General features: G+C 67.3%; 17 protein-coding genes. 7 read left to right on the top strand and 10 right to left on the bottom strand.

Going from position 1 to position 20,261, the window contains the following annotated elements:
• Window positions 1-301: 301 nt before the first annotated feature.
• Genes A5730_RS09660 through A5730_RS09645 form a run of 4 tightly spaced genes read left to right on the top strand, consistent with a single transcriptional unit; the run spans window position 302 to window position 4,130 of the window.
• Window positions 302-1,339, top strand: coding sequence for a sulfate ABC transporter substrate-binding protein (locus A5730_RS09660; protein WP_067898821.1), 1,038 nt, complete (start codon window positions 302-304; stop codon window positions 1,337-1,339).
• The gene (cysT, locus tag A5730_RS09655; RefSeq protein ID WP_067898818.1) at window positions 1,336-2,220 is read left to right on the top strand and encodes a sulfate ABC transporter permease subunit CysT; all 885 of its coding nucleotides are present in this window, start codon (window positions 1,336-1,338) and stop codon (window positions 2,218-2,220) included. The genes A5730_RS09660 and cysT overlap by 4 nt, the downstream gene beginning before the upstream one ends.
• Entirely contained in the window at window positions 2,217-3,029 is an 813-nt protein-coding gene (cysW, locus tag A5730_RS09650; protein WP_067898815.1) for a sulfate ABC transporter permease subunit CysW, read from the top strand. Before cysT ends, cysW begins: the two co-directional genes overlap by 4 nt.
• Before the next feature lie 21 nt (window positions 3,030-3,050).
• Window positions 3,051-4,130 (top strand): sulfate/molybdate ABC transporter ATP-binding protein, encoded by a 1,080-nt coding sequence (locus tag A5730_RS09645; RefSeq protein WP_067898812.1) that lies wholly within the window; start codon window positions 3,051-3,053, stop codon window positions 4,128-4,130.
• 13 nt (window positions 4,131-4,143) lie between these two features.
• Here the strand turns inward: A5730_RS09645 and A5730_RS09640 are convergent, their stop codons facing one another.
• From A5730_RS09640 to A5730_RS25415, 3 genes are all read right to left on the bottom strand, one after another.
• A complete protein-coding gene (locus A5730_RS09640; RefSeq protein WP_055402560.1) occupies window positions 4,144-4,887 on the bottom strand; it encodes a phosphoadenylyl-sulfate reductase in 744 nt (247 codons plus the stop codon).
• Window positions 4,884-6,551: a nitrite/sulfite reductase gene (locus A5730_RS09635; RefSeq protein WP_067898809.1), complete on the bottom strand. Its 1,668-nt coding sequence runs from the start codon at window positions 6,549-6,551 to the stop codon at window positions 4,884-4,886. Before A5730_RS09635 ends, A5730_RS09640 begins: the two co-directional genes overlap by 4 nt.
• 109 nt (window positions 6,552-6,660) lie before the next feature.
• Window positions 6,661-6,717, bottom strand: coding sequence for an Ms4527A family Cys-rich leader peptide (locus A5730_RS25415; RefSeq protein WP_368072687.1), 57 nt, complete (start codon window positions 6,715-6,717; stop codon window positions 6,661-6,663).
• A 214-nt stretch (window positions 6,718-6,931) separates the two neighbouring features.
• Here A5730_RS25415 and hemW point away from each other — a divergent pair, with 214 nt between their 5' ends.
• The gene (hemW, locus tag A5730_RS09630) at window positions 6,932-8,104 is read left to right on the top strand and encodes a radical SAM family heme chaperone HemW (protein WP_067898805.1); all 1,173 of its coding nucleotides are present in this window, start codon (window positions 6,932-6,934) and stop codon (window positions 8,102-8,104) included.
• Between the two features lie 3 nt (window positions 8,105-8,107).
• Here the strand turns inward: hemW and A5730_RS09625 are convergent, their stop codons facing one another.
• The 3 genes from A5730_RS09625 to A5730_RS09615 form a co-directional block, all read right to left on the bottom strand.
• Window positions 8,108-9,334, bottom strand: coding sequence for a sodium-dependent bicarbonate transport family permease (locus tag A5730_RS09625; protein ID WP_067898802.1), 1,227 nt, complete (start codon window positions 9,332-9,334; stop codon window positions 8,108-8,110).
• 226 nt (window positions 9,335-9,560) lie between these two features.
• Complete coding sequence (locus A5730_RS09620; protein WP_067898799.1) at window positions 9,561-10,796, bottom strand: sodium-dependent bicarbonate transport family permease; 1,236 nt, start codon at window positions 10,794-10,796, stop codon at window positions 9,561-9,563.
• A 275-nt stretch (window positions 10,797-11,071) separates the two neighbouring features.
• Window positions 11,072-11,284 (bottom strand): hypothetical protein, encoded by a 213-nt coding sequence (locus tag A5730_RS09615; protein ID WP_067898796.1) that lies wholly within the window; start codon window positions 11,282-11,284, stop codon window positions 11,072-11,074.
• Between the two features lie 155 nt (window positions 11,285-11,439).
• Here A5730_RS09615 and A5730_RS09610 point away from each other — a divergent pair, with 155 nt between their 5' ends.
• Both A5730_RS09610 and A5730_RS09605 read left to right on the top strand, forming a co-directional pair.
• On the top strand, window positions 11,440-12,792 hold the full coding sequence (locus tag A5730_RS09610; protein WP_067898794.1) for a salicylate synthase: 1,353 nt from the start codon (window positions 11,440-11,442) through the stop codon (window positions 12,790-12,792).
• Window positions 12,793-12,957: 165 nt separating this feature from the next.
• Window positions 12,958-13,974 (top strand): acyl-ACP desaturase, encoded by a 1,017-nt coding sequence (locus A5730_RS09605; protein WP_055402546.1) that lies wholly within the window; start codon window positions 12,958-12,960, stop codon window positions 13,972-13,974.
• Between the two features lie 152 nt (window positions 13,975-14,126).
• Here the strand turns inward: A5730_RS09605 and A5730_RS09600 are convergent, their stop codons facing one another.
• The 4 genes from A5730_RS09600 to A5730_RS09585 form a co-directional block, all read right to left on the bottom strand.
• On the bottom strand, window positions 14,127-15,377 hold the full coding sequence (locus tag A5730_RS09600) for a hypothetical protein (RefSeq protein ID WP_067899581.1): 1,251 nt from the start codon (window positions 15,375-15,377) through the stop codon (window positions 14,127-14,129).
• A complete protein-coding gene (locus A5730_RS09595) occupies window positions 15,377-16,714 on the bottom strand; it encodes a hypothetical protein (RefSeq protein WP_067898791.1) in 1,338 nt (445 codons plus the stop codon). The genes A5730_RS09600 and A5730_RS09595 overlap by 1 nt, the downstream gene beginning before the upstream one ends.
• A 76-nt stretch (window positions 16,715-16,790) precedes the next feature.
• Window positions 16,791-18,161, bottom strand: a complete 1,371-nt coding sequence (locus A5730_RS09590) for a condensation domain-containing protein (protein WP_067898788.1) — start codon at window positions 18,159-18,161, stop codon at window positions 16,791-16,793.
• Window positions 18,162-18,558: 397 nt separating this feature from the next.
• A complete protein-coding gene (locus A5730_RS09585; protein WP_067898785.1) occupies window positions 18,559-20,214 on the bottom strand; it encodes a (2,3-dihydroxybenzoyl)adenylate synthase in 1,656 nt (551 codons plus the stop codon).
• Window positions 20,215-20,261 lie beyond the last annotated feature (47 nt).

The raw sequence follows: 20,261 nt of genomic DNA, 5'->3' as shown, positions 1-20,261 counted from the left end.
TGCCTCGGTCACACGTGACGTTGATTCTGGTCGCGCTGGTGGTCCTGGTGATCGTCGCATGGTGGTTGACGCACTGAGCGTGGGTTGCCCGCTCGGTGGCGGGCCTGCCGATTCCTGTTAGGCTTCCCGCCATGCATATGACATCGGGTGCGGTGAAGCGCCATGTCTTCGTGCACTGTTGTCGCTGACTGCAACCCGTGTGCGGTCTGGTATGGGGTTCGTGAGCTCTCCCGTCGGTTATGGCGCCTTTCCGCAGCATCGGGATCGACATCTGCTAAGTCCCCCGTACCGGAAGGCCCGAATGCTCAACGACATCGCCGGCACGCCGCGCTGGCGGCCGGTCGCCGCGCTTGGACTCGTCGTCACCCTCCTCGCGGGATGTAGCGGCGGGGCCAGTGACGTCGTGGGCGGGAGCGGCCCGAACAACGCGCACACCAGCATCACCCTGGTCGCCTATTCGGTCCCCGAACCCGGCTGGAGCAAGGTGATCCCGGCGTTCAATGCCGCCGAGGAGGGCAAGAGCGTGCAGGTGGTCACGTCGTACGGCGCCTCCGGCGATCAGTCGCGCGGCGTCGTCGACGGCAAGCCGGCCGACGTCGTGAACTTCTCGGTCGAACCGGACATCACCCGGTTGGTGAAGGCCGGCAAGGTCTCCAAGGACTGGAATACGGACGCCACCAAGGGAATTCCGTTCGGCTCGGTGGTGACCCTGGTGGTGCGTAAGGGCAACCCGAAGAACATCAGGGATTGGGACGACCTGCTGCGCCCGGGCGTGGAGGTCATCACCCCCAGTCCGCTGAGCTCGGGGTCGGCCAAGTGGAATCTGTTGGCGCCGTACGCCGTCAAGAGCGAGGGTGGCGCCAACGCTGCGGCCGGCGTCAGCTTCATCAGCAAGCTGGTCCACGAGCACGTCAAGCTGCGGCCCGGATCGGGAAGGGAGGCGACCGATGTTTTCGTCCAGGGCAGCGGCGATGTGTTGATCAGTTACGAGAACGAGGCGATCGCCACCGAGCGCGCCGGCAAGCCGGTCGAGCACGTCAACCCACCGCAGACGTTCAAGATCGAGAACCCGGTGGCGGTGGTGACCACCAGCCCGCACCTGGACGCCGCGGTCGCCTTCAAGAACTTCCAGTACACGGCAGCGGCGCAGAAAGTGTGGGCGCAGGCGGGCTTTCGGCCCGTCGATCCGGCCGTCGCCGCCGAATTCCGCGACCAGTTCCCGGCGCCGGCGAAACTGTGGACGATCGCCGATCTCGGTGGTTGGACGCCGGTGGACCCGCAGCTGTTCGACAAGAGCACCGGCAGCATCACCAAGATCTACACCCAGGCCACCGGATGACGGCCGCGATCACACCGGACCCGCAGGCGATTCGGCCGGAGCTGGGGCCCCCGTCCGGTGACGTCCCGCGGCGGCCGACGAGGGCGCGGCGTTCGGGCACCACGTCGCTGCGGGTGGGCATGGCGACACTGTGGCTTTCGGTGATCGTGCTGCTGCCGCTGGCGGCCATCGCCTGGCAGGCGGCCGGGGGCGGGTGGCATGCCTTCTGGCTCGCGGTCACGTCGAATGCGGCGGTGGAGTCGTTCCGGGTGACGCTGACCATCTCGGCCGGGGTCACCCTGCTCAACCTGGTCTTCGGTCTGGTGATCGCCTGGGTGCTGGTGCGCGACGACTTCGTCGGCAAGCGCCTCGTCGACGCCATCATCGATCTGCCCTTCGCGCTGCCCACCATCGTCGCCAGCCTGGTGATGCTGGCCCTCTACGGCAACAACAGCCCGGTGGGTCTGCATTTGCAGCACACGGCATGGGGCGTGGCGGTGGCGCTGGCGTTCGTCACGCTGCCGTTCGTCGTGCGGGCGGTGCAGCCGGTGCTGCTGGAGATCGATCGGGAAACCGAAGAGGCGGCGGCGTCGCTGGGGGCCAGCGGGCCGAAGATCTTCACCTCCGTCGTGTTGCCGTCGCTGACCCCGGCGCTGTTGTCCGGTGCCGGCCTGGCCTTCTCGCGGGCGATCGGGGAGTTCGGGTCGGTGGTGCTGATCGGCGGCGCGGTCCCCGGCAAGACGGAAGTCTCGTCGCAGTGGATACGGACGCTGATCGAGAACGACGACCGCACCGGCGCCGCCGCCATCTCGATCGTGCTCCTGTCTATATCCTTCGTCGTGCTGTTCATCCTGCGCCTCGTCGGCGGGCGAGCGGCCAAGCGTGAGGAGCTGGCTCCGTGACTTCGTCCTCACGAGTTCGGTACCTGATCCGATTCGTCGCGCTCGCATACATTTTCGTGCTGCTGGTCGTCCCCGTCAGCTTGATCCTGTGGCGGACATTCCGGCCGGGCTTCGGCCAGTTCTTCGACTGGGTGAGCACGCCCGCGGCCATCTCGGCGCTGAACGTGACCCTGTTGGTGGTCGCCATCGTGGTGCCGCTGAACGTGGTGTTCGGCATACCCACCGCGTTGGTGTTGGCCCGCAACCGGTTCCGCGGCAAGGGCGTGCTGCAGGCCGTTATCGACCTGCCCTTCGCGGTGTCGCCCGTCGTCGTGGGCGTCGCCCTGATCCTGTTGTGGGGGGCGGCCGGTGCGTTCGGCTTCGTCGAACGCGACCTCGGGTTCAAGATTATCTTCGGGTTCCCCGGCATAGTGCTCGCCAGCATCTTCGTGACGCTGCCGTTCGTGGTGCGCGAAGTGGAACCGGTGCTGCACGAATTGGGCACCGACCAGGAAGAGGCGGCCGCAACCCTGGGATCGGGGTGGTGGCAGACCTTTTGGCGGATCACCCTGCCCTCCATCCGGTGGGGTCTGACCTACGGCATCGTGTTGACCATCGCCCGCACCCTCGGCGAATACGGCGCCGTCATCATCGTGTCGTCGAACCTTCCGGGTAAGTCACAGACGCTGACGTTGCTCGTCTCGGACCGGTACAACCGCGGCGTGGAGTACGGCGCCTACGCGCTGTCGACGTTGTTGATGGGCGTTGCCGTACTGGTCTTGATCTTCCAAGTGATCCTCGATCTCCGCCGCGCGCGGGCGGCCAGATAGTCCCGACATGGAGACGCATTGATGACCGAAAACGACAGCCGGCCCGTCGATCACGCGATCGTCGTGCGGAATGCCAACAAGCGCTACGGCGACTTCGTGGCGCTGGACAACGTGGACTTCGTCGTCCCCTCCGGGACGTTGACCGCCCTGTTGGGCCCCAGCGGCTCGGGCAAGTCCACCCTGTTGCGCACCATCGCGGGGCTCGACCAGCCCGACAGCGGAACGGTCACCATCAACGGTCGCGACGTCACGCGGATCCCGCCGCAGCGCCGGGGCATCGGGTTCGTGTTCCAGCACTACGCCGCGTTCAAACACATGACCGTTCGGGACAACGTCGCCTACGGGTTGAAGATCCGCAAGCGGCCGAAGGCGGAGGTCAAGGCCAAGGTCGACAACTTGCTGGAAGTGGTGGGGCTGAGCGGATTTCAGACCCGCTACCCGAATCAGCTCTCCGGTGGGCAACGCCAGCGGATGGCGCTCGCGCGGGCGCTGGCCGTCGACCCGGAGGTGCTGCTGCTGGACGAGCCGTTCGGCGCGCTGGACGCCAAGGTGCGTGAGGACCTGCGGGCGTGGCTGCGACGCCTGCACGACGAGGTGCACGTCACCACCGTGCTGGTCACCCACGACCAGGCCGAGGCGCTGGACGTCGCCGACCGGATCGCGGTGCTGAATCGGGGTCGGATCGAGCAGGTGGGCTCGCCCACCGAGGTCTACGACGCGCCGGCGACCGCCTTCGTGATGTCGTTTCTCGGGAAGGTGTCCAGCCTGAACGGCAATCTCGTTCGCCCGCATGACATCCGGGTGGGCCGCAACCCCGAAATGGCCATCGCGGGTGGGGATGGCACCGCGGAGTCGATCGGGGTCGTGCGCGCCACCGTCGATCGCGTGGTAGTGCTCGGTTTCGAGGTCCGGGTGGAACTGACCAGCGCCGCCACCGGGGGCCGCTTCACCGCGCAGATCACCCGTGGTGACGCCGAGGCGCTGGCCCTACGCGACGGCGACACGGTCTATGTGCGCGCCACCCGCAAGCCGTCGCTCGCCGAAGAGACGACCGCCGCCCGCCCCGCCGGCGAAGACGAAACCACGCTGACCTCGGCGTGACGCACGCTTGAAGTTAGGAAGCGTGCAACCCGCACTCGGTCTTCGCCAGGCCCTGCCAGCGGCCACTGCGCGGGTCGGCGCCCGCGATCGGCTTGGCCGTGCAGGGAGCGCAGCCGATCGACGGATACCCGTCGTAGACAAGGGGATTGACGAGTACCTCGTGCTCGTCGATGTAGTTCTGCATGTCTTCGTCGGTCCACGTCGCCAGCGGGTTGATCTTCACCAGCTTGAAACCCTCGTCGAAGCCGATCACCGGGGTGTTGGCGCGCGTCGCCGCTTCGCTGCGGCGCAGCCCGGTCACCCAGGCGGAGTATCCGCTCAGCGCTCGCCGCAGGGGCACCACCTTGCGCAGCCGGCAGCACTCGCCCGGATCGCGGGAGAACAGGTTCTTGCCCAGCAGCTGGTCCTGCTCGGCGACCGTCTGCTCGGGCGTGATGTTGAGCACGTGGATGTCGTACACCGACTCGACCGCGTCCCGCGTGCCGATGGTTTCGGCGAAGTGGTAGCCGGTGTCCAGGAAGACCACCGGCACGCCCGGCCGCACCTTGGAAGCCAGATCGATCAGCACGGCCTCCTGCATGCTGGAGGTCAGCACGTAGTTGCAGGTGGCCCAGCCGCGGGGCCCGTTCACTCCACCGAAGGTCGCATCGGTCCAGCGCAAAACCTCGATGGCGCTGGCGCCCTGCAGCTCGGCGGCGCCGCGCGCCGCCAGGTCGCGCAGTTCGGCTTCGGTCAGTTTCGTTGCTTGTTCACTCATCTCAAATCGTCCTCATCCGCCCGAATCGCCCACTGCGCGAACCGTTCTCCCGCACTGCGGTGTTTGATGAAGCTCCGTACCACCCGCTCGATGTAGTCGCCCAACTCGTCGCTGGTGACCTTGTGCTGGCGCAGCTTCCGGCCGAAGCCGCTGTCCAGCCCGAGGCTGCCACCCAGGTGCACCTGGAAGCCCTCGACCGAGCCCCCATGGCCGTCGTCGACCATTTGACCCTTGAAGCCGATGTCCGCCACTTGTATTCGCGCGCACGAGTTCGGACAACCGTTGATGTTGACCGTGATCGGCACGTCGAGCTCGGCGTTGATGTCCTCGAGCCGGCGCTCCAGCTCGGGCACCAAGACCTGCGCCTTGCCCCGCGTTTCGGCGAAGGACAACTTGCAGTATTCGATCCCCGTGCAGGCCATCAGGTTTCGCCGCCAAGCCGAGGGCTTGGTCTGCAGCCCGAGCGCCTCCAGCCCGGCGAGCACATCGTCGAGCTTGTCGTCGGCGATGTCGAGGATGACCAGCTTCTGGTACGGGGTGAACCGGACGCGGTCCGAACCGGCCCGGTCCATCAGGTCGGCCACCGCCGACAAGATCGTGCCCGAGACCCGCCCGGCGATCGGAGCCGCCCCGACCGCGTTGAGCCCGTTCTTGAGCCGCTGCACCCCGATGTGGTCGATCGGATGCTTGAGCGGCTCGGGGGCCGGGCCGTCGATCAGCGGCCGCTTGAGGTACTCGGTTTCGAGAACCTCGCGGAACTTCTCGATGCCCCAGTCCTTGATCAAGAACTTCAGCCGGGCCTTGGACCGCAGTCGCCGGTAGCCGTAGTCGCGGAAGATCGACGTCACGGCCTCCCAGACCTCGGGCACCTCGTCCAGCGGCACCCAGGCGCCGACCCGCTGGGCCAGCATCGGGTTGGTGGACAGGCCGCCGCCGACCCACAGGTCCAGGCCGGGCCCGTGCTCGGGATGGTTGACGCCGATGAAGGCGATGTCGTTGATCTCGTGCGCGACGTCCTGCAGCCCCGAAATGGCGGTCTTGTACTTGCGTGGGAGGTCGGCGAAGTCCGGTTTGCCGATGTAGCGGCGCACGATCTCGTCGATGGCCCAGGTGGGGTCGAGCACCTCGTCCAGCGATTCGCCGGCCAGCGGGGAACCCAGGATGACGCGGGGGCAGTCGCCGCACGCCTCGGCGGTCTGCAGGCCGACGTCGGCGAGCCGTCGCCAGATCTCGGGGACGTTTTCGACCTCGATCCAGTGCATCTGCACGTTCTGGCGGTCGGAGATGTCGGCGGTGTCGCGGCCGAACTCGGTGGAAATCTGGCCGACGGTGCGCAGCGCGGCGGCCGACAGCGCGCCGCCGTCGCAACGCACCCGCATCATGAAGTACTTGGCTTCCAGCAGGTCGGCGTTCTCGTCACCGGTGAAGGTGCCGTCGTAGCCCTGCTCGCGCTGCGTGTAGAGCCCCCACCAGCGGAACCGCCCGCGCAGGTCGCTCTTGTCGATGCTGTCGAAGCCCTCTTTGGCGTAGACGTTCTCGATGCGTTCGCGCACCTCGAGCGGGGCGCCGGCATGCTTCATCTCTTCGTTGGGGTTGAGTGGTTCCCGATCCCCCAGCGCCCACTGGCCCTCGTTGCGAGGCTTGGCGGGGCGGACTGTGGTCATTGAGCAGGTCTCCTTCTCGACATCGCAGGCATAGAAACGCAGCTCACCGGTGGTATCGGCGGCGCAGATCCGATGCCAGCTGGACGTACAGGTGGGCGGGTCTACGACATCAAGGGAGACAGCAACAGCTGCAAACGCGCTTGAGATCAATGTGCCGCCGCGCCACGAGCGCAATGCGAAGGCTGGGCTGAGCGACGGTCACGCCACCATTGTGCCATGCCCGGCGGGCGGCGATGCCACCAGGTCAAATATCCGCTCACGGTGAGCGTAATTCCCCGATTAAGCTGGTCGCTCCGGTGAGAAAACCCAGGAAAGGTCGCTCGTCGTGGGGCGGGCTCTGACGGCCGGGCCGCGGGCCGCCCACCGTGGGATCATTTGGCATGGCACTTCGCGAGCAAGCGGTCGAGTTGCCCGACCTGCGGGGAGTACCCGGACGGCAGTTCGGGATCTACATCCATGTCCCGTTCTGCATAACGCGTTGCGGCTATTGCGATTTCAACACCTACACCCCGGCGGAGTTGGGCGGTGTGAACCCCGACGCGTGGCTGGCGGCGCTGCGAACGGAGTTGAAGTTGGCGGCGGAGCGGCTTTCCGGCCCGACCGTGAATACCGTGTTCGTCGGGGGCGGGACGCCGTCGCTGCTGGGTGGGGCGCGGGTGGCGTCGGTGCTGGACATGGTGCGGGAACACTTCGCGCTGGATCCGGGCGCCGAGATCACCACCGAGGCCAACCCGGAGTCGGCCTGGCCGGACTTCTTCGACACCATCCGCGCGGCCGGCTACACGCGGGTGTCGCTGGGCATGCAGTCGGTGTCCCCGACGGTGCTTGGGGTCCTCGACCGCATTCACACCCCGAACCGGTCGGCGGCCGCCGCCCGCGAAGCGTTGGCGGCGGGCTTCGAGCACGTCAGCCTCGACCTGATCTATGGAACTCCGGGCGAATCGGATGAGGATCTGCTGCGCTCGGTGGACACAGCGATAGCCACCGGCGTCGATCACGTATCCGCGTACGCGCTGGTCGTCGAGGAAGGCACCGCCCTGGCCCGCCGGGTCCGCCGCGGGGAGCTGGCGGCGCCCGACGACGACGTGTTGGCGCACCGCTACGAGCTGGTCGACGCCCGGCTGTCGGAGGCCGGGATGACGTGGTACGAGGTGTCCAACTGGGCCCGGCCCGGCGGTGAGTGCCGGCACAACCTCGGCTACTGGGACGGCGGCCAGTGGTGGGGCGCGGGCCCGGGAGCCCATGGCCACATCGGGGCCATTCGATGGTGGAACGTCAAGCATCCCAACGCGTATGCGCAGGCGTTGTCCGAAACCGCTTTGCCGGTGGGGGGATTCGAGCGGCTGGACGCCGACGCCCTGCACACCGAAGAGGTGCTGTTGAAAACCCGGCTGCGCCAAGGTCTTCCGGGCGAGGTGCTGAGCGACGCCGAACGCGAACGCGCGGGTGTCGCGGTCGCCGACGGATTGTTGGTGCTCGAAGCCGAGCGGTTCGTCCTCACGGCGCGCGGGCGGCTGCTGGCCGACGCGGTGGTGCGCACCATCCTGGGATAGCGCTCAGACCGGCGGGAACCAGTGTGCCACTGCGCGGTTGATCTCGATGTAGAGCGGAATCCCGATGGTGACGGTGTAGGAGAACGTCAGGCCAAGCGCCGCGGCCAGCGGCAGCGTCGGGCTCGCCTCGGGGATGCCCAGCCGTTGCACCGCCGGGAGCGTGATGTAGGACGCCGCTCCGCATAACACCGCGAAGATGACATAGGTGCCCGGCTGGAAGTGGGTGTCGGTGAGGTAGGCGTACGCGTACGCGGCCACGATCCCCAGCGTCGCAAAGAAGTTGGGCGCCACCAGGGCGAAGACGATGAACCCCGTGCCGGCCAACCTGAGGTCGCGCAACTTGCGGGACGCGGTCATGCCCATCTCGAGCAGGAACAGGCACAGGACACCCTGGAACGCCGCGACGAAGAGCTCGTTCTGGTCATGCACCACCTTCTGGCCCTGCAGCGCGCTGACGAAGCCGATGGCGATGCCGCCGACGAGGAGAATCAGTCCGGGATTGAGGAACACTTCCCGCAAGATCTCGCGCGACAAGAGGGGCGCGTTCGTCCGCACAGCCGCGTCCGGATTCCACTCGGGGTGCTCCTGCTTCTCGAGCGAGAACTCCAGCTCCTCGGCGATCGCACGCTCCACCCGGTCGTCGACGCCCTCCGCGCGTTCCCGCTGGGCGGCCGCGCCGGGCCCCACCCTGGCCGGGGCCGTGTAGCCGTCCTCGTCCGGCATGAATCCGGCCTCGTCCATGCCGCGGTGCCGCAGCCGCGCCACCAGGTACAGCGCCACCAGGCAGCCGGGAATCTCCATGAACGCCAACAGGACCGGCATGTAGGCGTCGAACGCGATCTTGACGCTGGTCAGGACGGCCACGCAGGTCGCGAAGGTGCCCGCCGAGTCCGACCCGTAGTAGCCGGCGACGGTCGCCCGGTCGACCCGCCGGAGCCGGGTCAGGTACCTCAGCAAGACGTAGGTGAGCGCCCCGATCAGGAAGTTCAGCGCGATGCCCAGCGCCACGAATCCCGCGATGTTGTCGATGTCGGCCGGTTTGACTTTGGCCAACTCCTCCCCGCCCTGCCAGCCGATTGCCACCAGCAGGTACATGGTCAGGCCCTGGTAGATCACGTACGGGAACTCGAACCGCACCTTCAGGATCGGGATGAGGAAGCCGAAATAGAAGAACAGCAGCAGCGGCTTGAAGAGATTGTGGATGAAGTTTTGCCACAACTCGTACAGCATGGGCGCCTCCTGGCGACGCAGTCCGGCGCAGCGGGCAGCAGCAAGCGACTCGCGGCGTTCACGAACTTAGTGAACCTCGCGGGCTGGAGCGAGCCGACTCAACCCGTCTTTACGCACAATTAACAACTCGCCGCGTCGGCCGTCGCGTCAGCCCGGGAACGGGCCAGTCAAAGCGGCTGTCGCCCATCGTGATTCGTCGGCCGGGCGATCGTTGGGTGCGGCGAAACTAGAACCAATGGGCGATCAGCCGATTGACCTCGATGTAGAGCGGGATCCCGATGGTGACGTTGTAGGAGAACGTCAAACCGAGCGACGCCGCCAACGGCAGGGTGGGGCTCGCCTCGGGGATCGCCAGCCGTTGAACCGCCGGGACGGCGATGTAGGACGCCGCGCCGCAGAGCACCGCGAACAGTACGTAGGTTCCCGGCTTGAAATCGGCGTGCGTCAGTGAGGCGTAGCTATGGGCGACCAAGATGCCAAGGGGCGCAAAGATGTTCGGCGCGAGCAGGCCGAACAAGATGAAACCGGGGCCGGCCGTCCGCAGGTCCTTCAGTTTGCGGGACGCCGTCATGCCCATCTCGAGCAGGAACAAACACAGCACGCCCTGGAACGCCAGGACGAAGAACTTGTCGTCGTCGGCGACCACCTTCTGCCCCTGAAGCCCACTGACCAGGCCGATGATGATGCCTCCCATGAGGAGGACGAGCCCGGGGTTGAGGAACACCTCTTGGAACAGCTCCCGGGAGAAGATCGGCGCCCTCTTGCCCGACGGGCGGGGCAAGATCTGGTCGTCCTCCCAGTCCGGGTGGTCCAGCTTTTCCAGCGAGAATTCGAGCTCCTGCTCGATTCCGCGTTCGTGCTCGGCCTCCAGGCTCCCGCCGTGCGGGGGCTTGGCCGCGGTGCCGGGCCCCACGCCGACCCTGACCGGCGCGGTGTAACCAGGCTCGTCGACCATGTACCCCGCCGCGTCCATGCCGCGGTGGCGAAGCCGCGCCACCAGGTAGAGCGCCACCAGGCAGCCCGGAATCTCCATGACGGCCAACATGACTGGCATGTACGCGTTGAACGCCATGCCGACGGCGGTCAGCACGGCCACGCAGGTGGCGAACGTTCCGGCCGAATCCGACCCGTAATACCCGGCTACCGTCGCCCGGTCGACTCGCCGAAGGGAGGTCAGCCAGTTCAGCAGGAGATAGGCCAAGCCGCCGATCACGAAGTTGAGCAGGAAGCCCAACACCATGAAGCCCACGATCATCCCGATGCTGCCGGCGCTGATCTTGGCGAGCTCCTCACCGCCGTGCCAGCCGATGGCCAGCAGCAGATACATCGTCAGGCCCTGATAAATGACATAGGGGAATTCGAAGCGCACCTTCAGGATCGGAATGAGGAATCCGAAGTAGAAGAACAGGAGCAGCGGCTTGAACAGGTTATGGGTGAAGTTGTGCCAAAACTCTTGCAGCATCCAATGCCTCCCTCGATGAGTGCGGTGATCAGGGAAAAGCACCGTCCGCAAGCGGAGCCACCACAGAACATCCCGACGACCGTGGAAAACGTATCCCCGGCGGGGTCAAACCGCCACTCGAATGCAAAGGTGTGTCGTAGCGCCGGAAATCGGCCGGCGCACGGCAAAATCACTGGTCAACCGCCTGCGGTTGGCGGCCGCAGGATCGCGCGCCTACCTCACGCCGGGCGTGGGTTTGGTGTGAAAGTGCTGTGTGTTTGCTGTCAACGCCGCAATCAGCGCGCCGACGAGATTACCGAGGGCCTGACCCCGGCGCCCTTCTTGCGGTGCGTAACCGATAGCCATGCCATTGGCGAGTAATGCGTGGTGATTTCCTCGAAACCGTCGACACGCGAAACCGTGAGCACGCCCGTTTCTTGATTTATTTCCAACTCGTCATTCTCACCGCCCTGGACCTCTTCACCGTTCGCAAGCCGGATGACGAACATGGCGGTGACTCTCCAGGGTTGGGCGATCGGGCTGCCAATGATCTTAGGAGAAGTCCGGTGGGCGTGCTCGGCTCGAGGGCCGCCGGTGGTCTGGCTGCACGAGATCCGGGAATCGGTTGCGCGTTGTTAGATAGGTTAGGCTACATTTACTAACCGTGACCGAGGTCAGCGTTCAGACGAGTTCCGCCGGCTCCGCATCGTCACCCATCCCGCTTCCCGCACACGTCCACCCGGCCGACCTGGCCGCCGAGCTGGCCGCGCTGCTGCCCGAACGGGTCGGCGAGGAGTACCTGCTCTACGAGCGCAACGGGCAATGGGTGCTGGCCAGCGGCGTGCGCGCGATGGTCGAGCTGGACAGCGACGAACTGCGCGTCATCCGCGACGGCGTGGTGCAGCGGCAACGGTGGTCTGGGCGGCCGGGGCCCGTGCTGGGCGAAGCCATCGACATATTGCTGCTGGAAACCGACCAACTCTTCGGGTGGATCGCCTTCGAATTCGGCATCTACCGCTACGGGCTGCAGCAGCGGCTGGCGGCGCGCACCCCGCTGGCCCGCGTGTTTTGGCCGCGCACCCGCATCGTGGTGACCGGGGACGCGGTCGAGCTGTGGGGCACCACCGACGCCCACCGGGACGCGGTACTGGGCCTGCTGGGCGACGGTCTGCCCGAGCTGCGCCAGGCCCGCGGCGTGGACGTTTTCGCCGACCCTTCCGGCTATCGCGATCGGGTGGCGTCGGCCGTCGGGGAGATCGCGGCGGGCCGCTACCACAAGGTGATCCTGTCCCGGTCCCTCGAAGTGCCCTTCGGACTGGACTTTCCGTCCACCTACCGGCTGGGGCGTCGGCACAACACCCCGGTGCGATCGTTCCTGTTGCGGCTGGGCGGGATTCGCGCCGTGGGCTACAGCCCGGAACTCGTCGCGGCCGTCCATGACGACGGCATCGTGGTGACCGAGCCACTCGCGGGTACCCGGGCCCTGGGCCGCGGTACGGCGCGCGACCGCCAGGCCCGCGACGACCTGGAATCGAACTCCAAAGAGATTGTCGAGCATGCGATCTCGGTGCGCAGCTCGCTGCAGGAGATGACCGAGATCGCCGAACCCGGCAGCGCGGTGGTCACCGACTTCATGACGGTTCGGGAACGGGGGAGCGTGCAGCACCTCGGCTCCACGGTCAGCGGGCGGCTGGGCCCGTCGAACGACCGGATGGACGCGCTGGAGGCGCTTTTCCCGGCGGTCACGGCGTCGGGCATTCCGAAAGCCGGCGGCGTGGAAGCGATCCTGCGTCTCGACGAGGGCCCGCGCGGGCTGTATTCCGGAGCGGTCGTGATGTTTTCGGCCGATGGCGGCCTGGATGCCGCGCTGACCCTGCGGGCGGCGTACGAACGCGGCGGCCGCACCTGGTTGCGGGCCGGGGCGGGGATCATCGAAGAGTCCACGCCCGAGCGGGAATTCGAGGAGACCTGCGAAAAGCTGTCCACGCTCGCGCCGTATCTGGTTGCGCGCCAGTAGCGCTCGCTCGACCGGTCGGTGGCCGACCGAGGCTCGGTGGGCACCCCCGCACGCGTAGGGACCTTTGGCCCTATTTCGCCGGCTTTCCGGCGTGTCATCTTTATGTAACCCAATGACACAGATACATTGCGCGTTACGAGAAGACACACTTAACTGGAGGGCTCCGTGTCCAAGGACCTGACTAACCTGCAGCTACTACACGAGCTCGAACCCGTGGTCGAGGGCCTGCTCAACCGCCACCTGTCGATGTTCAAGGAATGGAATCCGCACGACTACGTCCCGTGGTCGGACGGCAAGAACTTCTACGCGCTGGACGGTCAGGATTGGGAGCCCGGGCAAAGCCGGCTCCCGGACGTCGCGCAGGTGGCGATGGTGCAAAACCTGCTGACAGAGGACAACTTGCCGTCGTATCACCGCGAGATCGCGATGAACTTCAGCATGGACGGCCCCTGGGGGCAGTGGGTCAACCGATGGACCGCCGAGGAAGCCCGGCACAGCACGGCGTTGCGCGATTACCTGGTGGTCACCCGCGCCGTCGACCCGGTGGCGCTGGAGAAACTCCGCCTCGAGCAAATGACCCGGGGCTTCAGCCCGGGGCAGAACCAGCAGGGTGACATGTTTGCCGAGAGCCTGTTCGACTCGGTCATGTACGTCTCGTTCCAGGAGCTGGCGACCCGGGTCTCGCACCGCAACACGGGCAAGGCCTCGTCGGACCCGATCGCCGAAGCGCTGATGGCCAGGGTGTCGCACGACGAGAACCTGCACATGATCTTCTACCGGGACGTCAGCGCGGCGGGCCTGGACATCGCCCCGAACCAGGCGATGGCGTCGGTGCACCGGATCCTGCGCAATTTCAAGATGCCCGGCTTCACGGTGCCCGAATTCCGGCGTAAGGCGGTCATCATCGCCGTCGGCGGCGTCTACGACCCGCGCATCCATCTCGACGAGGTGGTGATGCCGGTGCTGCGGAAGTGGCGCATCTTCGAGCGCGAAGACTTCAGCGGCGAGGCCGCCCGGATGCGCGACGACCTCGCCGTCTTGATCAAGGAACTCGAGCAGGCGTCGGACAAGTTCGACGAATCGAAGCAGCGGTACCTCGAACGCGAGGCGCGTAAGACCGAACGGATCACCGCCAGCAAGGTGCTCGAGACGAAGGGCACGTTGACACTGAGCGGGCACTGACGCGAGAACGGCCAATCCCGCCAAACCCCAGAGGTTTCACGGAGCCCCGCTTAACATCCCTCCCATCTTCAACGGGATGGAGTGCACGGCGACCATCGCCTGCCTGTCTTGCACCGTCGTCACCGGTTAGCACCGCCGGCCGCGCTCGCCTGCTAAACCATCCGCGGACCGCCGAAACCGGGGACCGCGCCCACCGGAATCAGCGCGAGGGCGATGGCGAGAAGGGCGAACCACCGCAACGCTTTTGGCGTCGGACGCTGATCGATCTCCGGCCTGCGCGCCGCGAAGAGGATGAAGACCACCCCGACGTCGAACGCCAGAATGATCAGCCAGCGGGTCCAGTCATAGCCGGTCAGGAAGACCGGGGCGACCAACAGCAGCCCGCCGATCGCCCACGGCCATCGGCCCCGCAGCACCCCGACGAACGCCCGCGGCGGCACCCCCGAAACGTTGCCGAGCCCCCACACCGTCAACACCAGCGCGGCGGCACCGAACACCAGGGACATGGCCAGCCCCACCGCTCCGACGTGCCCGACGCTGCGGATGGCATCGGCGATCCCATTGTCGAAGTTGGGCATCACGTTGCGGCACACCCAGTCGTGATAATCGGTTTGCCGCGATTGCCCGTCGATCACGTAGCGCAGCAGGGTTTCTGGCGATGTGACCGTGGCGAACGGGTTGGGCATCGACTGATGCGGTACCGACCCGCACAGTTGAGCGGCGACGTCGTGACGACCGAAAGCCGCCACCGCGGCCGCGGTGAGGACGCCCGGCAGCACCGCCAGGAGCGCCCCGAGGCCCGTTGACCCATTCAGCGCAGTGCCCAGGACGATGATCGCCAGCACGGCCCCCAACGCGAACTCCAGCCCTATCGCCTCGTGCACGAGCGTCAACGCCGCGATCGCGACGCCGTAGGCCGCGCACCACGCCATCGCGCCCGCGCGGGAACGGGTGCACACCAGCGCCGAAGAGAACAGCGCCAGCGCCGCCCCGCCGAACAGGTCCGGCCGGGCCGAATACGCCGCGAACGGCACACCGAAGGGCAGCAACGGAATCAGCAGCGCGACCATCAGCCTGCGCTCGGACCGAACGCGGCCGAACAGCACCACGCCAGCCACCGTCGCCAGGCCGCCCAAGAAGGCGGCGGTGGACAGCCACCGCAGACCCAGCGCGACCGAGAAGTAGTCTCCCGGGACCAACCGCACCAGTTCGCCCGCGAGCCCGCGGCGCACGAAGCCGTGCGCGTAGTCGGCGGCGTAATAAGACATCCAGTACACGTCCAAGGGAACGACTTTGACGGCGCACCACAGGACGGCGGCCGTCCAGGCCGCAATGGCGGCGGTGCCCCAGACGTACAACGCGTTGTGTGGACGTTCGTTCGCCCCGACGCCGAGGTCCACGATCAGATCCGGCCCTCGTACACCGATGTGGCGGACAGCAGCAGGTCGGCGAGCGCGTGACAGGCCAGTTCGCGCGTGGCCGCGGCGGTGTTGTCGGCGCCGCTCTGGTAGGCGATGACATTGAGGAACCGGCTGCCGTTGATCGTGCCCGTGCTGCAGAACAATTGGCCGTGGCCTTGCTCGACGCGGCCCCGGGTGACGCCCTGATCGACCAGCCGGATGCAGACCTCGCCCGCATCCGCGCCATCGATACGCCCCAGGGCGGCATCGAGATCGCCGAGGTTGGAGCAGCCGACCGGGAGTTGGTCGCTCGACATCGCGACGCCTTCGAGGCGCCGGACCAGCCAGCGCGGGGTGAACGGGATGAGCGGCAAGCCGGCCAGCATAGGGTTGGGTTGTGTTGCCAGGGAGGTCAGCTCGCGCTTGACATCCGCGCGCACGCCGCTCAGGTCGCCCCGCACCGCGCGGCCGTCGACGGTCAACGTGATCGAGGTCAGCGCGTTGGCCCGGTCGTCGTCGGTGGCGACGCGGTCGCTGACCGGAAGCACGACCGTCACCGAGTCGCCGCCGGGGAGCACCCTGCCGATCCGGTGCGCGAGACGGGCCGCGAACGCGACGAAAAGCGTGTTGCTGCTTCCGTTGAGGTCGCGCGCACGCGCTTCCCACGCCGCGGCGTCGGTCTGGATCGTCGCCGACGGCAGCGCGATCGGGGCATCATCGACCGGCGCCTCGGGCAGGCGGGGCCGCGGCTTGGGATTGGAAGAGGACCCGATCAATATCGCCAGGGTGGCGAACAGCGCGCGGATCACCGCCGGCAGGGCGATGACGGCGTCGGCCAGGTCGGCCAGGATCGCCCGCCACCGGTTGCGTGAATTCGCCTGGGAATAGCCGGGATTGCGGGTACGCCCGGCGACCGCCTCGGTGATCGCGGTGATGAACCCGAGCCCATCGACGACGCAGTGCGACGCCACCAGCGTGACCGCCGCGCCCCCGTCGTCCAACGGCAGGACGCCGAGGTGGAATGACGGGCCGTACTCCGGGTCGACGGGCACGCGCGCACGGCTTTCGACCCACGCGCCGATATCCGAGCGCGGCCGTCGCGGCTCGAGCGCGATGGCGGGTGAGTCGCAGTCGTGCACCCAACGGTGACGGCCGAAAGGCAAGGGGGAGCGCTCGATCCGGCGTCCGAGCAGGCCGGCGCCGAGATTGCCGTTGAAGTCCCGCAATTGGTCGAGGTTCACGGCGCGGTCGTAGATCCAGGTGCATTGGGCCGCGCTGCCCTGGCCGGTGGCGCGCAGCCGCAAGAATGCGGCCTGGTCCAGCAGGGCCAGCCTCGTCACCGGCGCCGTGCCTCGCGGGGCTGCCGATGGGATGTGTACCGAGACGTCCTGCGGGCGAACCGGAATGCCTCGGGCATCACGGACCGTCGGCAACCCGGGTGAACTCTGCGCGCATCGTCTCGACGTAGCGCCGGACGGACTCGCGGGCGATGTCGGTGCCCGGGTAGGCGACCACCAGCTGCGTCTTGTCGTGCATGCGATTGACCCACATGCACACCGTCTCCGAGAGGCGGTTGTCGCCCCAGATGCCGGCCCGCAGGCCGTCGAAGTCGCCGGCGAACGGCAGCTTGCGAATGTCGATGTAGGACAGCATCGGAACCGGACGGTCCGGAATCTCGATCGGATCCGCGTCGGGCGCTTCGAGCAGGTGGTAGTACGGCACCGCGCCGAGGGCCGTGTTCGCGTCGAAGGACGCCTGGGCGGCGGCGACCACCTCGTCGAATGACGCGCCCGCAGTGGGGATCGTCAGCGGGACGAAGCTGGCCAGCCACCCGACCGCGGTCGCGTGGGCGGGGTCTCGGCGGTTCTCGAACGGGGTGAGTCCGAAATACACCGGCGCGCCGGTCAACCGATGCTCGGCCAGCGCGGCGCAGGCGAACACGCCGCCGCTGAAGCGCGCCCCCGCGGCCCGGCACGCCGCCTCGAAACGCCGGCCCTGGTCGTCATCGATCAGGTCGAAGACCTCGATGGCGCCCGGCGTATCGGCGGCGGCCTGCCCCAGCTCGAGGGGAAACCGCGGCAGCGCACCGCGGTTCGCGGCGAGGAAGCTTCGCCAGGTCTGGATCTCCGGCGAGGCCTCGTTCAGCCCCGCGGTGTATGCACGCTGCTTCGCGCTGTACTCGCGGTGGCTGGCCGCGGGTGGCAGCGCAATGTCGGCCTTCTGCACCGCGGCGAAGTACGCCGTCTGAATGTCGAGAAAGATCACCCCGGCCGACATGCCGTCGGCACGCAGGTGATCGACCGCGATAACCATGGTGAATCGGTCTTCGCCCTGGACGATTCCGAAGCTGAAGCAGTCCCACTGCAGCGGATCCGGGGTATCGAGAATCAGTTTGCGGATCTGGACCGGGGCCATCCGTCCGAGATCCGCTGGCGCCAGGGTGATCTCCGCCGGATCGGGGATAACGTAACGGCGAATTTCGTCGTTGTCGTCGAAGTCGAACCGGTCGTGGTACGTATCATGGCGCCGCACATGACTATTCACGGCGTGCGTCATCGCGTCCACATCGCAGACACCGCGGATTTCCCACGCCCCGATGCATAACCGGGGAATATCGCGGCCGAGGCTGACCTGGCGCCGGTAATAGCGAAGATGCTGCGACTGCTGGTAACTCACTGGGGCCGGGTGATATTGCGCTTCCGCTGCACGCGCGTGGGTGGTGGCGGTCGGGTACCAGGAAACGACGGTGCCCTCGGCTGTCCAATCATCAACCGTCCCCAGGAACATGCGCTACCTTTCGTCCGCCAACCGGTGATGCCATTTCGTGACCTTTACCGCGAGCGCGCATGAATTGCTGAATGACATTAGCGCCGAAGGGGTTATGCTCGCAGGCTGAGCGAGCGTGTCGGCATAAGCTGCGTCAAAGGCGCGCATGGGATCCCCCCTCGAGCATCACAGTCTTCCCAAGACCGATGCAGAATGCCATCGTAGGGGATGTGAGGTAGCCCACAATGCAAAATGGCCGAATTGGTACGCACGGTTAACTCGGAAGTAATCGTCCCAGCGCCAAAGCCCGAACGGCCTTTGCCGGAGCGGTTGATTCTCCGCTGGTGGCCCATGACTCACACCGTTGCGATTCTTGGTGTGAGTCTCCCGGAGGGGACTTCGACCTGTCGCCCCCGACTTATTTCGCCGACGCCGCGCCGACGCGCCTGGCGATCGCCTTCTTGTCAACCTTGCCGATCGGCGTGGTCGGCAGGGTCGTCATCGCCACCAGCACGTCGGGCCGGGCGTGCGCGGCCACCCCACGCCGGTCGAGGTGGGCGTTCAGCTCCGCCAGCGTCACCGCCGGCCCGCTGAAAACCACCGCCGCACAGATTTTTTCGCCGAGGTAGGGGTCCGGCAGTGGCACCGCGGCCGCGGAGAAGATCGACGGGTGGCGCAGCATCTGCTCCTCGAGGTCGGCCGCGGAGACGGTTTCGCCGCCGCGGCAGATCACGTCCTTGACACGTCCGGTGACCGTCAGATACCCGTCCGGCCGGAGCCGGACCAGGTCACCGCTGCGGAAGAAGCCGTCGGGGTCGAAGCAGCGTTCGTTGTCGCGCTCGGCGTGGTAGTAGCCGTTGAGCGTGTACGGGCCGCGCACCAGCAGTTCGCCCTCCTCGCCCGGAGCCACCGGTGCGCCGTCGGCGTCGACCACGCGCAACTCGTCGGCCTCGCACAACGGCCGGCCCTGGGTGTGATCGACGAGCTCGGGCGGATCACCCGGCCGGGTGTAGTTCAGCAGGCCCTCCGCCATCCCGAACACCTGCTGCAGCCCCGGGGTCAACGCCGTGCGGACCAGGCGGGCATCGTCGGGATCGAGCTTCGCCCCGCCAACTTGCAAGAGCCGCAGGGACTTCGGAGCCACCGGCTCCCACTCGCGGGCTTGTGCCCACAGTTTGGCCAGGGCCGGCACCAGGGCGGTGACCGTGACGCCGTGGCGCTCGATCGCGGCGAACGCGGCCTCGGGGCTGGGGTCGGTGGCGAATACGGTGGCGGCGCCCACCGTCATCGCGCCGAGCAGGCCGGGGCAGGCCAGCGGGAAGTTGTGTCCGGCCGACAGCGTCACCAGGTAGACGTCGTCCGCGGTGAGCCCGCACACCCGCGCGCTGGCGGTCGCGTTGAACACGTAGTCGTCGTGGGTGCGGGGGATCAGTTTGGGAGTGCCCGTGGTGCCACCCGAAACCAGAAGCAGAGCAGGAGATTCCGGGTCCTGCGGCGGCATCACGGGCGCGGCGGCGGCCCGGTCGCAAAGTTCGGCCCACGAGGTGAACGGGCCCGGGTCGCCGTCGACGATCACATGCTCGAGCGCCGGGTGGTCCTTGACGAGTTCGGTCGCCAAGGCGCGATAGTCGAAACCTGTTGCCGCGTGGGCGATCACCAAGCCGGTGGCCTGACTGACGGCGGCAAAGTGTCCCAATTCGGCCGCGCGGTGGCCGGGCAGGCACATCACCGGGACGGCGCCCGCCCGCAGCAGCCCGAAGAGCGCCACCGCGAACTGGCAACCGTTCGGCAATTGCAACAGCACTCGGTCACCCGGCGCGATGCCCAGCCCGCGCAGTCCCGCGGCGGCCCGGTCGGCGCGCTCGTCCAGCTCGGCGTAACTCAAGCGCGCGCCGCCCACGGCGTCGAGCACGGCCGTCCGACCGGGCCAGCGCCGGGCCGCGTCGCTCAGGATGGTGTCCAGGGTGCGTCCCGCCCAATACCCCGCCGCGCGGTAGGCGGCGGCCCGATCGGCGGGGAACGGCACGAACCCCTGGAGGGCCCCGGTGCGGGGCTGCCGGGTGTTGGCGGTCATCGGGTCCTCAGGCGGGGGGCGTAGTGGCGGCGATCCGGGAGTAAGGA

It is taken from the genome of Mycobacterium sp. ACS4054, assembly GCF_001667275.1.
Lineage (GTDB): Bacteria > Actinomycetota > Actinomycetes > Mycobacteriales > Mycobacteriaceae > Mycobacterium.
This window is presented reverse-complemented; position numbering and strand designations above follow the sequence as displayed.